The following is a 14,581-nucleotide window of genomic DNA, read 5'->3' as shown; positions in this document are numbered from 1 at the left end:
AGTTTAACCGTAGTGAATATCAGGGAACCCCATGCAGACCAAATTCCTTCTTGATGAAAACCAGATGCCGAAGTACTGGTATAACCTTCAGGCCGACCTGCCGAAGCCGTTACCACCGGTACTGCACCCCGGAACGCACCAGCCTGTCACCGCCGATGACATGGAACCCTTGTTCCCCAGGGCACTGATCGAGCAGGAAATGACCACCGAGCGGGAAGTGGAAATTCCCGGGCCGGTTCGCGATGTTTATCGTTTATGGCGTCCGGCACCTTTGTACCGCGCGCATGGCCTTGAGAAAGCTCTGGGCACGCCGGCCAAGATTTTTTACAAGTACGAAGGTGTAAGCCCGGCTGGCAGTCACAAACCCAATTCGGCCATTCCGCAGGCTTTCTATAACCGGGAGGCGGGTATCCGTACCCTGACCACGGAAACCGGGGCCGGGCAGTGGGGCACCTCGCTGTCGTTTGCCGGTTCGCTGTTCGATATGGACGTGACCGTGTTCCAGGTGAAGGTTTCCTACGACCAGAAGCCTTATCGCCGGGCGGTGATGGAAACCTACGGCGCCAACTGCGTGGCTTCGCCCTCGAATCTGACCGAGTTTGGCCGTAAGGTGCTGGCGGAAACCCCGGATCATACCGGCAGTCTGGGCATTGCCATTTCCGAGGCGGTGGAGCTGGCGGTCAAAGACCCCAACACCAAATACGCGCTGGGCTCGGTGCTCAATCATGTACTGCTGCACCAGTCGGTGATCGGCCTGGAATCCATGCAACAGATGGAAATGGCGGACTGCTGGCCGGATGTGATTGTGGGCTGTACCGGCGGCGGCTCGAACTTCGCCGGTATGGCTTTCCCGTTCATGGGGCACGCCCTGCGCGGGGGTGAAAAGTCCCGTATTGTGGCGGTGGAACCGTCCGCCTGCCCCACACTGACCCGCGGCAAGTACGCCTACGATTACGGCGATACCGCCCAGATGACCCCGATGACCAAGATGCACACCCTGGGCTCGGGCTTCACCCCGCCCGGCTTCCACGCCGGCGGCCTGCGCTACCACGGCATGGCACCGCTGGTGTCCCACGCCAAGGAGCTGGGCCTGTTTGATGCCGTGGCCTATACCCAGCGCCAGTGTTTCGAGGCCGGCGTGCTGTTTGCCCGCCATGAAGGCATTGTGCCGGCGCCGGAAGCCAACCATGCGGTCAAGGGCGCTATTGAAGAAGCTCTTCGCTGCAAGCGCGAAGGCAAGGAAGAGGTGATCCTGTTCAACCTCTGTGGTCACGGCCATTTCGACATGGCGGCCTACACCTCTTACTTCGCCGGTGATCTGAGTGACCATGAATACGATGACCAGGAACTGGCCATGGCGCTCTCGGGCCTGCCGTCCGTTAAATCCTGATTACTGACCAGCTATTACTGCCCGGGTCTTGCGCCCGGGCAGTGGAACTCTTCCACCACCACACCTTCGTCCACGCTCTCCAGGTGCACGTCAAAGCCCCATAAGCGGTGCACGTGACGAATGACCTCTTCGGTGTCCTCGCCCAGTGGTACCCGGTCCACCGGCACATGCCGCAGAGTCAGTGAGCGATCGCCACGGACATCCACGTTCCACACCTGAATGTTCGGTTCCCGGTAACTGAGGTTGTACTGGCGCGCCAGTTTCTCACGCAGCGGCCGGTAGCCAGGGTCATCGTGGATGGCGGTGACGGTGTAGTGATCTTCCAGTTCGTCGTTTTCGATGGCAAACAGCCGGAGATCACGCATGACCTTCGGTGACAGGAACTGCTGGATAAAGCTCTCGTCCTTGAAGTTGTGCATGGCGAAATGCAGGGTTTCCAGCCAGTCGCTGCCGGCGATGTCCGGGAACCACTCGCGGTCCTCGTCGGTGGGGTGTTCGCAGATCCGGCGCAGATCGCTGAAAATGGAAAATCCCAGGGTGTAGGGGTTGATGCCGGAGTAGTAGGGGCTGTCGAAGGGCGGCTGGTAGATCACCGCCGAGTGGCTTTGCAGGAATTCCAGCATGAAGCCGTCGTTCACCAGGCCCTTGTCGTACATGCGGTGCAGCAGGGTGTAGTGCCAGAAGCTGGCCCAGCCCTCGTTCATTACCTGGGTCTGGCGTTGGGGGTAAAAGTACTGACCCAGCTTGCGCACGATGCGCACGATTTCCCGCTGCCAGGTTTCCAGCAGCGGCGCGTTCTTTTCGATGAAGTACAGCAGGTTTTCCTGGGGCTCTTCCGGGTAACGGCGCCGACGGTGAGCCGGGTCTTCGTCTTCCTCGGGCCTGGGAATGGTGCGCCACAAATCGTTCAGGCGCCGTTGCAGGTACTCCTCCCGCTCCTGCTGCCGGCGAGCTTCCTCGGCGGCGGAGATGGGTGGCGGGCGCTTGTAACGGTCCACGCCGTAATTCATCAGCGCGTGGCAGGAATCCAGGATTTCCTCCACCGCATCCACGCCGTAGCGCTCCTCGCATTCGGACACGTAAGTGCGGGCAAACACCAGGTAGTCGATAATGGCGCTGGCGTCGGTCCAGGTGCGGAACAGATAATTGCCCATGAAGAAGGAGTTGTGGCCATAGCAGGCATGGGCAATGACCAGGGCCTGCATTGGCAGGGTGTTTTCCTCCATCAGGTAGGCGATGCAGGGATTGGAGTTGATGACGATTTCATAGGCCAGCCCCACCTGCCCGCGCTCGTAACCCTTGGCGGTGTTCAGAAACTGCTTGCCGAAGGACCAGTGGTTGTAGCCCACCGGCATACCCACGGAGCTGTAGGCGTCCATCATCTGCTCGGCACTGATCACCTCGATCTGGTTGGGGTAGGTGTCGAGGCCGAACTCATCGGCGCACTTGGCGATTTCCTCGTTGTATTCCCGAATCAGGTCGAATGTCCACTCCGAGGTGGTGGAGATCGGTTTGCGGGCCGGTGCGGGTTCCACCGGCTCCACAGGCTCGCGCTCCGGGGCGTTCGGACGGTCAGCGTTACGGCTCATGCGGCTTTCCTCTCGAACAGTTGTCGGAATACCGGGTAAATGTCGCCGGGGTCGGCGATCTGCTGCATGGCAAAGGCGTCGGGGAGCTGCTCCTGGACTTCCTCGTACTGGTACCAGAGCATCTGGTGGTCGTTCGGGGTGATCTCCACGTAGGCGTAATACTGCACCAGCGGCAACAACTGGTTGGCCAGCAGCTTGCCGCAGATGGGGGAATCGTCGTTCCAGTTATAGAATATGGGCATCCTCGGCCGGGTCAAACAGCCCCAGGGGCGATTCGTTTACCGGCGAGCCCTTGATGGCGTAGAAGGGCACCTTCTGCATCAGTTGTTTGAGCTTTTCAGCCAGTGAGGATTTGCCACTGCCGACGGGGCCGAGCAGGTACAGGATCTGTTTCTTTTCCTCCAGCCCCTGGGCGGCGTGGCGGAAGAAGGAGACGATGTTTTCCACGGCGTCTTCCATGCCGTAGAACTCGGAGAATTCCGGGTATCGCTTGATCACCTTGTTGGAGAAGATGCGGGAAAGCCGAGGGTCGAGGGACGTGTCCACCAACTCCGGCTCGCCAATGGCGAGGAGCATGCGCTCGGCGGCGGTGGCGTAGGCGGCCGGGTCTTCCTTGCAAATCGCCAGGTACTCTTCCAGGGAATATTCTTCCTCCTGGGTGGCCTCGTAACGGTCCTTGAACTGCTTCAGTATACTCATGGGTCTTCCCCCGATCGCTCTGTTATCTGCCTGTTAGATCACGCAATATCCCCGTTGGTTTAAGTCGCCGAGTGTGGCGATGGGTGTCTGGTTAATGAGAAAAGAGTGGTGGCAGGCTCCCTTAATTATTATCTGGGCCGGGAGCGCTGCCTGATTTCATATTAGTTCAGAGAAGGCCGGGTGGGGCAGAAAATGTGCGAATCGGTCTTATTAAATTCTGTTATTTTCGGGTGAGGACGAATACGCTCTCGCTCACGCCGTTTTGCAGGCCTTTTCGTTTGACGAACAGATCATCCCTGGCCAGATCATTTCTCAGGATCTGGCGGACGTCATAATCCTCGTCAAACAGCTGGTGCACTTCACTGTCCGGCACATTGAACGGTGGTCCCTGCATCTCCGTGCCGTCGTAATCCAGGGTGATCAGCAGGATCCGCGCCTGCTCCGGTAGGATGGCGTTAAGGTGCTGCACATATTCCGGACGCAGGGTGGGCGGTAGCGCGATCAGTGCCGCGCGATCGTAAACCAGTCGCACATGTCGCAGGTCGTCCGGCACCAGTTGGAAAAAGTCTCCACACCAGATCTCCAGGTCATCGTGCCGGAAGGTGGTGAATGGTTCGCCGGGATGTACCGATGCCTTTTCACCGGCTTCCTCGAAGAAGTCCTTGCAGGCGATGTCGCTCAGTTCCACCCCGATCACCGGATGGCCACGGTCGTGCAGCCACCAGATATCATGGGCCTTGCCGCACAGCGGCACGAAAACCGTGTCGGTGCTGTCGCCCGCCAGCTCTGGCCAATGATCGTGCAGATACTGGTTCACCGTGCCCTGGTGAAAGCCTATTTCGTTTTTTTTCCAACGTTCGTGCCAGAATTCGTGTTCCATGGTCGCTCTCCGAATTTGGACGTTTCTCCCAGTCTAACTTAATCTGAGGTTTTGTTTAGGAGCCTCTGATTCAGGAGAGAGCCATGAAAGCCGTTTTTCTTGATGCCGCGACCCTGGGCCACGACGTTGACCTGGAGCCGATTGAAGAAGTGACCGGCGGGTTGACCTGTTATCCGCGCACTGAGCCAGAAGAAGTCACCGAAAGGCTGCAGGGATTCGATACCCTGCTGGTGAACAAGGTGGTCATCGGCCGTCAACACTTTGAGGCCTGCCCCGAGCTGGAAACCATCGCCGTGGTGGCCACCGGCCTGAACAACATCGACCTGCAGGCCGCCAATGACCATGGTGTTCAGGTGATGAACGTGACCAACTATGGCCGTTCGACCGTGGCACAGCACACCATGGCCCTGATCCTGGCGCTGGCTACACGCTTGCTCGACTATGACCGGGACGTGCGGGCCGGGCGCTGGGGCGAGAGCGACATGTTCTGTCTGATGAACCACCCGATCATCGAGCTGGAGGGCAAAACCCTGGGGATCATCGGCTACGGTGACCTGGGACAGGGAGTGGCTGAACGTGCTAAAGCGTTTGGTATGAATATCGTGCTGGGCTGCCGGCCTGGGCAGAAGCCCGGTGTTGTTGACGGTTACGAGCGCCTTCCCCTCGAGGAGTTTTTGGCTGTTGTCGATGTGTTGTCCCTGCATTGCCTGCTGACCGAGGACACGCGTCACCTGATTGGCCGGCGTGAACTGACTCTGATGAAACCCGGCGCGTTGTTGGTCAATACCAGTCGCGGCGGCCTGGTGGATGAGGTTGCGTTGGCCGATGCCCTGCGCAACGGCGAGATTGCCGGGGCCGGCTTTGATGTGTTGACCGAGGAGCCACCCCGCCATGGCAACCCGCTATTGGACAATGCTATCCCCAACCTGATTGTTACACCGCATTCGGCCTGGGCCAGCCGGGAGGCGCGACAGAGGATTGTGGAAATTACGGCGGATAATCTCAAGAGTGTTCCGTTGTGAACTTTGTCAATTCATATGAGGGCGATTTTGTGTATCTATTTGTGCAGTTAATGTAAAAAAGTGCAACATTTTCAAGGTGTGAGCTTCCGGTTTATTAACTTTCAGACTAACTTAGCCCTCCTGTAGATGTAATAAGCATGTCGTAATGGACTCCGGTGGTAAATGGAATTGCCGCAATCGCCTAATTCCTTGTATTGCCGGGTGATTGATATTTCCAGGGAGTGTTCTTGTGAAATTACTGAACCATTCTGTTCTTGCCCTCACTGTTACCGCACTGATATCCGGTTGCTCCTCGTTCCAGCAGCGGGATCAAATGTCCAAGTTCAATGATGCCTATGCCTCTGGTGATTACCACGGAGCACTGGACGTTGTCAGCTTTAAAACGGACGAAGACAAACCGGTGGATTCGGAGAAGTATCTACTGGAGTTGTTACACCAAGGCGAGATGTTCCGTCTCAATGGTCAGTTCGAAGAGGCCGCGCAGGCTTTTGATCTGGCAGAGGAGGGCATGAAGTATTTGGACACGGAAAGCCTGGCTGAAGAGGCGGGTGAGGGCTTTCTTGCGGTTATGGTTAATGATTCGGAGCGAGATTATGAGGCTCTGATGTCGGAGGCCGTCCTGGTCAATACCTATAAAGGCTTGGCGTTCCTGGCCGCTGGCAATAACGACTATGCCAGGGTGGAATTCAACCGAGCTGATGACCGTACCCGGCGTGCTGTTGAATTCTTCCAAAAAGAAATCGCAGAGCAGAAAGAAGCCCTGGCCAAAGAAGCTGAAAAGGAGGAGAGCCAAGCATCGCTGATTAGCGATAATCTGCAAAGCGACGATCTGAACTCGGCCATTGCCGAGAACTATGGGGCCTTGTCTGAGTGGTCTGTTTATCCGGAATTCATGGTGCCCGCCAGCACCTACCTGCACGGTTTGTACTTTTTGGCAAATTCAAGCACCAGTGCCGAATTTGGAAATGCCGCGACTTCCCTTATGCGCGTTTCGGAAATGAATCCAGACAGCGACGTGTTGAAAGCGGATGCCAAGTTGGCAAAAGAGTTGGCCGATGGACGCCAACAAGCTACTGATCTGCAGCCGCAAGTCTGGGTGGTCTATGAAAATGGCCTTGGCCCGGTATTGGAAGAAACCAGGTTTGATATTCCACTGATCTTGTTCCATCAGAACCAGCAGGCTCCGGCGTATTTTGGCATTGCTCTGCCGAAATACGCTGATCGCGCCGCCGTGCCTGGCAACTTGGATATTGCAGCTGATGGTGGCGACGTGGTGTCCACTGAACAGATTGCCGATATGGGAACGGTGATTCGCACGGAAATGAAGGAGCGGTTCCCCGGCGTCCTCACCCGTGCGGTGGCGTCAGCTGTTGTTAAAGCTGTGATTCAGAATGAGGCGAGTGAGCGGCTGGGTGTCTGGGGGCAGTTGGGGTCAGCTGCATTGACCATTGCAACGACTCAGGCGGATCTCCGTGGCTGGCAAGCAATGCCCAATCACTGGCAGGCGGCACGTCTTGATCGCCCGGAAAGTGGCACTCTGACCCTGCTCGACCAACAGGGCTCATTGCTTGGTACGGTAGACATTCCCGAACGTCCCTTTACGCTGGTTTACGTCAAGCGTCCTTCGATTACCGCTCCCGCAACAGTTATCACAATGGATTTGCGAGGCGAGACCGCCGCGAGTATCAGTCAACTGCCAAAGCCGGCAGATGGTACTCAGATTTCCAGTACAGACTGATCACCATCGGGAATCATAAGCGTGAAACTATTCAGCAAAACCATCGGTTGTGCCCTGTTGTTGCTTTTGGCCGGTTGTGCCAGTCAACCGCATACAACGGGAGTTATCGAGCGTGACAGCCTGCAAGTTGATCCGGACGTGCTCTACTCAATGACTGTGACGGAGTTGTTTGAACAGCGCATTCGCCAGCCGGATGGGACGTCGATCCTGCAAGTTCAGTTTGCTGTGGATGCCCACTCTGATGCCGAGCTGGCCTGGAAAGTGAGCTGGTTTGATGCCAACGGAATGATGGTGAAAGGCGTGGCTGATGGTTACAGGCGAGCTTCTGTACTCCTTGGCCAAACCCGGTATTTCAAGGCGACAGCGCCCCATCCCCGAGTGACTACCTATCAATTACATATTCGCGAACCTCAATAAAAGGGAAATTTCATGTTGAAACGAGCCATTGTACTTACCGCCGGTGTCCTTATGTTGGCCGGTTGTGCCACTCAGACCCGTTACGTTGACCCGGCGGCCGATGACGGTCCCGTCGCCATGACCATGGATTACCGGGATTTTGAAAAAGCTGCCACCGAGGCTGTTGAAGATATGGTTGCCAGTGGTGCGGTCAGCAACCCGAATGGTGGTCGCTACATCATGGTGGTTAGCCGAGTCACTAACGACACCATGCAGCGCATCGATACTGACCAGCTGACCAAGAAAATTCGTGTCGCCTTGTTGCGTTCTGGAAAAGTGGTGACCACTACAGCTGTTGGGCTCAATGGGGCAGAAGACGAAATGTCCATGGCCGCGCGTGAGCTCCGGAATTCCGAGGAATTTGACCAGTCCGGTGTCCAGAAAAAAGGCACTCTGCAAGCGCCAGATCTCAGTCTTTCTGGCAAGATTCTCCAGCGTAACCATACGGTTGGTAAAGAGCAGCAGGTTGAATATTACATCATGCTTTCTTTGACCGATCTGGCTACCGGACTGGCCTTTTGGGAAGGTGAAACCCCCATTATTAAACGTGGCTCCAACGACTCAGTTAGCTGGTAAAGGAATACGTAATGACAATCAGAAAAAAAGCCTTGTCAGTCATGGTCGCAACTGTGTTGGTCTCCGCGATGCCTGCAATGTTGATGGCTCAGGATTCTGATATTGCAGCTCAAACCCAGGCAGCAGAAGAGGATGCCAGCAAAACGCCGCCCTCTCCGTTTATGGCGGTTTCAGAGGTGGACCCTGGCGACAAGAAAATTCAGGAATTTCTGGATGCTCGTGGGTGGGTTCGTGGTCAATCAGAGAAGAATCCGGCGGGTGGAACCTTGGTCGTTGCCAGCCAGGCAATTTCCGCTGATCCAACCAACATTTCATTCAGTCAGGCGCGCATTATTGCGACCGAAGAAGCTTTTCTGAAGGCGATGGGGGAGCTGGTTTCTCAAGACTCTGTGGATATTGGCGTGGCGATGGTGGATCGTTTCATGAAAGATGATCTGCCGGAGGATGTGAGAGACACCACCAGCATTGAGGCGTTAGGTGAGGCCATTGCCGGCAGGGCAGCAGAGTTGACGGTTCAGGGCATGAACGCTCTGTTGGAAGAGCTTGGTGCAGATACGTCCAAAATGCCCGAGATGACAATCGCCGAACGCAAGAACATGATTTATGACGAATTTGTCAGTGAAACGACTTGGCAGGCAATGGGAAGGCTGAGCGGTGTAGGCATTTTTGGTGTGATCGAAGAGGTAGGTGGTGATGGTCCGCTGAATAATGGTCGTATGAGTGTGGTGGTTGTTCGCTCCGATCGGTTTAGTGAGTTTGGACGACAGCTGCGCACGGGGGATGTAGCGCCCGGCCAGGCCATTTCTCTTGATGAAATTCGCGAGCGATTGGATCCGCAGCTACGGGAAGGAACACCTATGCTGGGTTACTTCGGTGTGCAGCCGGTTGTTGACAAGCAAGGTCGTTACGGACTTATGTCATTTGGTACGTCCGGGCCGCAGCTGGTGCGGGGAACCATGGAGGAGTTTGAAATAGCTGCTGAGATGGAAGCTGCCAGGGAAGAAGCCATGATGATGGCGGATGGTTGGCTCGCGCAATTTGCGTCGATGACCGTGCAGGGGCAGAAAGAAGCTACTCGCAGGAAAATCCAGCAGAAAGTCCGGGAAACCCGGGGTGACGGTAGTACTGAGTTTAAAACCTCGGAAGGGACTGGTCGTATGGTCAACAATATTCTGCGCTCTGAGGCCAATGCTCGCCTGACTGGTATTCAGACGGTTGGGCAGTGGGATGCCGTAGACCCGGCTACCGGCCATCCTTACCTGGGCTATGTGAAATATTGGTCACCGGCTACGTCAGCCAAGGCACAGGGGCTGGATAAAAAGCCTGAGCCGGCCAGTAACGGTAGTTCTGGCGATGGGGAAGCGGCCACAAAGAAATCCACTCGTAGCACAGGATCGTTTGGATCATGGTGAGGCAATTGGTTGCGATCCTTCTGTTGTTGCCAGGTCTTGCCCTGGCAGCAACAGAGATTCGCACAGTTCAGGCTGAGGCGACCGGAGTGGATCGGGAACAGGCCATTATCAATGCTCTTGGCGATGCGGTGCGCCAGGTGCGAGGTGCCGAAATAAGTGCCAGCCGGCAGATGCAATCGGCGTTGAGCAGAATCTCAGTGCGCAATGATGATGGCCGTACCTCGACCACAGCGATGCAGAAAGCTTCCTCCAGCCAGACTCGGGTTTCGGCAGAAGGCTTGATCAGTGGATACAAGGTGCTTTCTGTTACCAATGCTTCTGGTGGGGGCAAGTTGGCAAGGCTAAGTGTGGACGTGCCTGTCTATAAAACGCCCGGTAACCCCAATGATGGTCGCTGGCGGATGGCCGTCTACCCGGTATGGTCGGCCCGCCCTGCCTACCAGGTTGCGGATATGAGGCTGTCTAGGGATGAGGTTTCTTCTCGCATGACTCAAGCCATCACCGAAGCTTTGGTGCAATCCCGTCGATTTGCCATGCTCGCCCGTGATCGGGAAAGAGCCATTATGGCGGAGCGGGCCCGAATGAGCGGTGAAGATATTCCTGTTGGTGAAAAAGCAATGCTTGGTAACGAGCTAGGTGCTGAGTATTTGGTTTCGGCTCAGGTCACTGATTTCACGTTCAGTGCCGAAGAGAAGGTGTCAAGATTGACTGGCGAGCGCTCTATTGTTCAGTCCGGGGGGCTGGTGCTGGAAACCCGTGTTCTGGTACCTGCGACTGGCGCGATTGTCTGGAGTGAAACGCTTAATTTGTCGACTGAGCAATTAGGTGTGGAGTTCGATGGCTCCAAGCACTCTCTCCAAGCATTGTTCGAGCGCGCGGGGCAGGAGGTGGCACTTGCTGTCATCGATGTAGTCTGGCCGCCTTTGGTTGAGGGGCAGCAGGCAGGAGAACTGGTTATTAATATGGGGGGCGAACTGATGCAGCCCGGTCAGCGTTGGGAGGTCTTTGCGCTGGGTGACGCAGTCCGCAACACCCACAATGGGAATGGTCTGGGGCGCACAGAATCGCTGGTAGCAACCGTGGAGGTGGTTCGTTCCACCCCGAAAATGGCCTATGCCCGAGTTATTGAAGGGGAAGTGCTTGGTAAGGGACAGGTCCTCAGACGGCCAGCTCTCGCAAAGGTAAAGGATCCTGCTGAATCCATCCGTGGCACGCGAAAGCGGACTTGTTTGCCCATCGATCCCTGCTGATGAAGTTTGGTTGAAGTTTTGTGGGGCACGATTTGCCCTGGAAAAGGATGTTTTATAATCGGAACAAGGAAATGTGACATGGAGCAAAAACAGTGCCCTTTCTGCGCGGAAGAAATAAAACCAGAAGCCATTAAATGTAAGCATTGCGGCTCTAACCTGCGGATCAATGAGGTGACCGACCCCAACACCAGAGCAGTGACGCAGTTTGTTCCGGTGAGCAAAGGTACGCTTTGGTTACCCGTTCCGTCATTGGTATTGAGCATACTGGCCGGGTTTGGCCTATTAGCCGGGATGTGATGAACACACCCATTACAACTGCTTTATACAAGGACTTAAAATGGATCATTTTCTCGACGCATTCAGGAATTATGCAACGTTTCAGGGACGCGCAACCCGCACCCAATACTGGATGTTTTTTCTGATTTACCTGTTGATCTACATTGCACTCAGTGTGATTGATGGTCTGTTCGGTGTGCCGGTTCTCTCCACGATTTTTGCGCTCGTCATGCTGATTCCCAGCATTGCTTACGCCACGCGGCGGCTGCATGACACGGGCCGCACAGGATGGTGGCAACTGATTGCCCTCATTCCGTTGATTGGCGCCATCGTGCTGATCGTATTTCTGGCAATGCCTTCTACCTCTGACGAGAAATACGGCGTTCCTGTGGCGGCCTGAGGAGAATAAAGCGCATGACCGAGTCAGTAATAAACTCCGCGCCTCAGCTCAATGTCGAGGAAGACAAGAATAAAGTCACCATCGTCTATGTACTTCAGGCCATTGGTTTTGTGGTTGGGGTGACATTCATCGCAGCAGTGATTCTGAACTACGTACAACGTAACGAGCTGAAGACCGAGATAGCTCGCAGCCATTCTCGGTGGCAGATTCGGACGTTCTGGTTCAGCCTGTTATGGTCGGCACTGGGCATCCTGTCGTCCATGGTACTGGTGGGCTACTTTATTTTGTTGGGCAATTTCATCTGGACGCTTTATCGCGTTATCAAAGGATGGGTTCGCCTGAATAAGAGCGCGCCTATGTACTGTTAGGCCTGGCACGCCGGGGCCGCTATCTGTGCGGCTTCGGTGTTTTGCCTCGGGCGATATTGTCCCACCATTTCTTTTATCTGTACCTCCCTTTAATCCATACTGGCTCTGTAACCATTACAGCAGGGAATTCGTGTGGCGTCATTTCAGCTAAAAGACCGGTTTGATCAATTCGAGCGCTGGATTCTGGCCAATCCCAACCCACCGGAAAAATGGCCCTGGACCTGGCTGTACAAGACCGGGCGCTCGCTGTATGCATTAATCCGGGATGTACTCAGCGGGCAATTGACGCTGCACGCCATGAGCCTGGTGTATACCACACTGCTGAGTATTGTGCCGTTGCTGGCGCTCAGTTTCTCGGTGTTGAAGGCGCTGGGTGTGCACCAGCGTATGGAGCCGTTCCTGTTTCAGTTTTTCGAGCCCATGGGGCCGCAGGGCATGGAGGTGGCCGAGCGGATTCTCGGGTTCGTCGACAACATGAAAGTTGGCGTGCTGGGCTCGGTGGGCCTGGCGTTGCTGGTGTATACCGTAATCTCCCTGGTTCAGAAGATCGAACGCTCGTTCAACATGATCTGGCGGGTGCCGGAGATGCGTTCATTGGCGCAGCGCTTCAGTAACTATCTGAGCGTCATTATGGTGGGGCCATTGTTAATGGTCTCGGCTATTGGTGTGACCGCTTCGGTGTTTTCGTCCGAGCTGGTGCAGCGGGTGATGGACATCGAGCCATTTGGGTCGTTGATTGTGATGGTCAGCCGGTTTACGCCGTTCTTTCTGGTGGTCGCTGCCTTTACGTTTGTTTATGTGTTTATCCCCAATACCCGGGTAAAGCTGCGTTATGCTTTTGTGGCCGGCGTGCTGGCGGGTGTGTCCTGGCAGGCAGCAGGCATGCTGTTTGCGTCTTTTGTGGCGGGTTCCGCGCGTTATGCGGCGATTTACTCCGGTTTTGCCGTGGGTATTATTCTGCTGATCTGGACCTACCTGAACTGGATGATTCTGTTGCTTGGCGCCAGCCTGGCGTTTTATATGCAGAACCCCGGTTCGGTGGCCAAACGCCGCAATGTGCAGCTGGCACCGGAGCTTCAGGAGCGGGTGGCACTGGCGCTGGTATGGCTGGTGGCCAGGCCATTCAGCCGGGGCGAGCCGGCGCCCCAGCAGGAATCGCTGGAACAGGCGTTGCGGGTGCCGGGAGAGGTTACCCGGGATATCAGTGACAAACTGATCCGTTCGGGAATACTGAGTCTTGCCGGCCCGCATGGTGATCAACTGGTGCCCGGCCGGGCGCTTGACCTCATTACCATTGATGCTGTGCTTGCGGCTGTTCGCAAGGATGAAGATCGCGTCGTGGACCGGTTACCCGCCAACGCACTGCCTCCTGAAATTCAGGCCAAGGCGGGCAGTGGTGATCAGACCTCATTCGCGCAGTTGCTCCTCGATCAGCCGCGAGAACCGGCGGCCACAAAACGCTGACGGGTTATCCGCTGGTGGGTGAGGTTTTCCCTTCTTCCAGCATATCCACGAGCATGTTGCGCACCCGGGTGACATCCTCGGGTGGCAGGTGCAGGATCTCGTACAGTTGCTGTTCAGGCAGGTTTCGCTGGTGGGAGTGGCGCAGAATCTCCCTCGAGCCCAGCAGCAAGCCATCGGTCAGCGGTGAATGTGGCTGGCCAGGTGCCGGTCGTTCAGTTGCGAACAGCCAGGCGTGGTACTTGGGTGGCAGGTTCCAGCTATTGGCCAACACCTGGCACACGTGCCACTGGTATTTGCCAATGGCGGCACGGATCAGGGCCGGGTCTGGTTCCGGACCAGTGCCCAGAGTTCGGCTGATTCGTACCAGCTCCCGGCGAATGGTCAGGTAGGCCAGCCCGGGCATCAGCCCCACCACAAAATAGGCGCTGGTGTCCTGGCCTCGCAGTTTGGCGATCATCTCCGTTGCCCTGGCACAGGTCAGTGCCCAACGCCAGGCCCGTTGTGCAAACAGGGCTTCACGGCTGTTCCGGGCCGACATCATTGGGCGCATCATGGCTGCCGCCGCCACGCTGCGAATACCGTTGAGTCCCAACACGAACACTGCCTGGTCGACTGATTCAATCCGGTTCTGGTTGTAGCGGAAAAACGGGCTGTTAACGATCTGCAACAGATGTTCTGTCAAGACCGGGTCACTCAGGATGATTCGGGAGATCTGCCGGCGCTCCGTGGTTTCGGCCGACAGGGCTTTCAGTAACAAGGGGAGCGTGCCCGGTTGCCGGGGCAGTTCTTCCAGTTTGCCGGTGGCAATGCGTTGTTCCAGCTCATGGAAAGCGGGTTCAAAATCGGAAAGGTCCGCCTTGAGTTTTTTGGGTTCGGTGTCCAGCAGCCAGGCAAAAAGGTTGTCTTCCAGCTGGCCGATCCAGTTGCCCTGAATATCCGGGGTATCCCGTTTTTCGGAATGGGTCGGATTGAACAGGCGGGTGTCGTGACCGGTGTCGGCGGAGCTGTCTGGTTGTCGTGAAAACAGGCTTGCTATCCAGGAAAGAAATCCTGACATCCAT

The 14,581-nt window shown here is 56.1% G+C and carries 14 protein-coding genes and 2 pseudogenes; 11 read left to right on the top strand and 5 right to left on the bottom strand.

The window, feature by feature from the left end; genetic code table 11:
• The first annotated feature begins 31 nt into the window (after positions 1 to 31).
• Positions 32 to 1,390: a TrpB-like pyridoxal phosphate-dependent enzyme gene (locus BMZ63_RS10090; protein ID WP_091705143.1), complete on the top strand. Its 1,359-nt coding sequence runs from the start codon at positions 32 to 34 to the stop codon at positions 1,388 to 1,390.
• A gap of 14 nt (positions 1,391 to 1,404) precedes the next feature.
• Here the strand turns inward: BMZ63_RS10090 and BMZ63_RS10085 are convergent, their stop codons facing one another.
• The 4 genes and pseudogenes from BMZ63_RS10085 to tmpT form a co-directional block, all read right to left on the bottom strand.
• Positions 1,405 to 2,979 (bottom strand): SpoVR family protein, encoded by a 1,575-nt coding sequence (locus tag BMZ63_RS10085; protein ID WP_091705140.1) that lies wholly within the window; start codon positions 2,977 to 2,979, stop codon positions 1,405 to 1,407.
• A pseudogene (locus tag BMZ63_RS10080) lies at positions 2,976 to 3,206 on the bottom strand (DUF444 family protein); the annotation flags it as partial. The pseudogene BMZ63_RS10080 and the gene BMZ63_RS10085, both read right to left, overlap by 4 nt.
• Before the next feature lies 1 nt (position 3,207).
• Positions 3,208 to 3,678 (bottom strand): annotated as a pseudogene (locus tag BMZ63_RS10075) (PrkA family serine protein kinase); the annotation flags it as partial.
• 220 nt (positions 3,679 to 3,898) lie between these two features.
• Entirely contained in the window at positions 3,899 to 4,558 is a 660-nt protein-coding gene (gene tmpT / locus BMZ63_RS10070) for a thiopurine S-methyltransferase (protein WP_091705137.1), read from the bottom strand.
• Between the two features lie 83 nt (positions 4,559 to 4,641).
• Here tmpT and BMZ63_RS10065 point away from each other — a divergent pair, with 83 nt between their 5' ends.
• The 10 genes from BMZ63_RS10065 (at position 4,642) to BMZ63_RS10020 (ending at position 13,520) form a co-directional block, all read left to right on the top strand.
• On the top strand, positions 4,642 to 5,580 hold the full coding sequence (locus BMZ63_RS10065; protein ID WP_091705134.1) for a D-2-hydroxyacid dehydrogenase: 939 nt from the start codon (positions 4,642 to 4,644) through the stop codon (positions 5,578 to 5,580).
• 229 nt (positions 5,581 to 5,809) lie between these two features.
• Positions 5,810 to 7,318 (top strand): COG3014 family protein, encoded by a 1,509-nt coding sequence (locus tag BMZ63_RS10060; protein ID WP_177187061.1) that lies wholly within the window; start codon positions 5,810 to 5,812, stop codon positions 7,316 to 7,318.
• Positions 7,319 to 7,339: 21 nt separating this feature from the next.
• Positions 7,340 to 7,735, top strand: a complete 396-nt coding sequence (locus BMZ63_RS10055) for a YcfL family putative periplasmic lipoprotein (RefSeq protein ID WP_091705131.1) — start codon at positions 7,340 to 7,342, stop codon at positions 7,733 to 7,735.
• A 12-nt stretch (positions 7,736 to 7,747) separates the two neighbouring features.
• Positions 7,748 to 8,350, top strand: coding sequence for a penicillin-binding protein activator LpoB (gene lpoB / locus BMZ63_RS10050; RefSeq protein WP_091705128.1), 603 nt, complete (start codon positions 7,748 to 7,750; stop codon positions 8,348 to 8,350).
• An 11-nt stretch (positions 8,351 to 8,361) separates the two neighbouring features.
• Positions 8,362 to 9,762 (top strand): DUF6844 domain-containing protein, encoded by a 1,401-nt coding sequence (locus BMZ63_RS10045; protein WP_091705125.1) that lies wholly within the window; start codon positions 8,362 to 8,364, stop codon positions 9,760 to 9,762.
• Positions 9,756 to 11,012 carry a CsgG/HfaB family protein gene (locus BMZ63_RS10040; protein WP_091705123.1) on the top strand — a complete coding sequence of 419 codons (1,257 nt, stop codon included), beginning with the start codon at positions 9,756 to 9,758 and terminating at the stop codon, positions 11,010 to 11,012. Before BMZ63_RS10045 ends, BMZ63_RS10040 begins: the two co-directional genes overlap by 7 nt.
• Positions 11,013 to 11,090: 78 nt before the next feature.
• Positions 11,091 to 11,309, top strand: coding sequence for a zinc ribbon domain-containing protein (locus BMZ63_RS14970; protein WP_091705120.1), 219 nt, complete (start codon positions 11,091 to 11,093; stop codon positions 11,307 to 11,309).
• 40 nt (positions 11,310 to 11,349) lie between these two features.
• A complete protein-coding gene (locus BMZ63_RS10030) occupies positions 11,350 to 11,688 on the top strand; it encodes a DUF805 domain-containing protein (RefSeq protein ID WP_091705118.1) in 339 nt (112 codons plus the stop codon).
• 14 nt (positions 11,689 to 11,702) lie between these two features.
• Complete coding sequence (locus BMZ63_RS10025; protein WP_227663624.1) at positions 11,703 to 12,056, top strand: DUF4870 family protein; 354 nt, start codon at positions 11,703 to 11,705, stop codon at positions 12,054 to 12,056.
• A 132-nt stretch (positions 12,057 to 12,188) separates the two neighbouring features.
• Positions 12,189 to 13,520, top strand: a complete 1,332-nt coding sequence (locus BMZ63_RS10020) for a YihY/virulence factor BrkB family protein (RefSeq protein WP_091705115.1) — start codon at positions 12,189 to 12,191, stop codon at positions 13,518 to 13,520.
• 4 nt (positions 13,521 to 13,524) lie between these two features.
• Here the strand turns inward: BMZ63_RS10020 and BMZ63_RS10015 are convergent, their stop codons facing one another.
• Positions 13,525 to 14,577 (bottom strand): HDOD domain-containing protein, encoded by a 1,053-nt coding sequence (locus BMZ63_RS10015; protein WP_091705112.1) that lies wholly within the window; start codon positions 14,575 to 14,577, stop codon positions 13,525 to 13,527.
• Positions 14,578 to 14,581: the final 4 nt, after the last annotated feature.

It is taken from the genome of Marinobacter persicus, from assembly GCF_900114155.1.
Taxonomy (GTDB): domain Bacteria; phylum Pseudomonadota; class Gammaproteobacteria; order Pseudomonadales; family Oleiphilaceae; genus Marinobacter; species Marinobacter persicus.
Note: the sequence above shows the minus strand (reverse complement) of the source record. Positions and strands in the feature narration are given on the sequence as shown.

Excerpts from the sequence above, each read along its gene's own strand:
- tmpT (WP_091705137.1), bottom strand. The coding sequence starts at position 4,558 with ATGGAACACGAATTCTGGCACGAACGTTGGAAAAAAAACGAAATAGGC.
- BMZ63_RS10040 (WP_091705123.1), top strand. The coding sequence starts at position 9,756 with ATGGTGAGGCAATTGGTTGCGATCCTTCTGTTGTTGCCAGGTCTTGCC.
- BMZ63_RS10025 (WP_227663624.1), top strand. The coding sequence starts at position 11,703 with ATGACCGAGTCAGTAATAAACTCCGCGCCTCAGCTCAATGTCGAGGAA.
- BMZ63_RS14970 (WP_091705120.1), top strand. The coding sequence starts at position 11,091 with ATGGAGCAAAAACAGTGCCCTTTCTGCGCGGAAGAAATAAAACCAGAA.
- lpoB (WP_091705128.1), top strand. The coding sequence starts at position 7,748 with ATGTTGAAACGAGCCATTGTACTTACCGCCGGTGTCCTTATGTTGGCC.
- BMZ63_RS10015 (WP_091705112.1), bottom strand. The coding sequence starts at position 14,577 with ATGTCAGGATTTCTTTCCTGGATAGCAAGCCTGTTTTCACGACAACCA.
- BMZ63_RS10090 (WP_091705143.1), top strand. The coding sequence starts at position 32 with ATGCAGACCAAATTCCTTCTTGATGAAAACCAGATGCCGAAGTACTGG.
- BMZ63_RS10085 (WP_091705140.1), bottom strand. The coding sequence starts at position 2,979 with ATGAGCCGTAACGCTGACCGTCCGAACGCCCCGGAGCGCGAGCCTGTG.
- BMZ63_RS10065 (WP_091705134.1), top strand. The coding sequence starts at position 4,642 with ATGAAAGCCGTTTTTCTTGATGCCGCGACCCTGGGCCACGACGTTGAC.
- BMZ63_RS10030 (WP_091705118.1), top strand. The coding sequence starts at position 11,350 with ATGGATCATTTTCTCGACGCATTCAGGAATTATGCAACGTTTCAGGGA.
- BMZ63_RS10045 (WP_091705125.1), top strand. The coding sequence starts at position 8,362 with ATGACAATCAGAAAAAAAGCCTTGTCAGTCATGGTCGCAACTGTGTTG.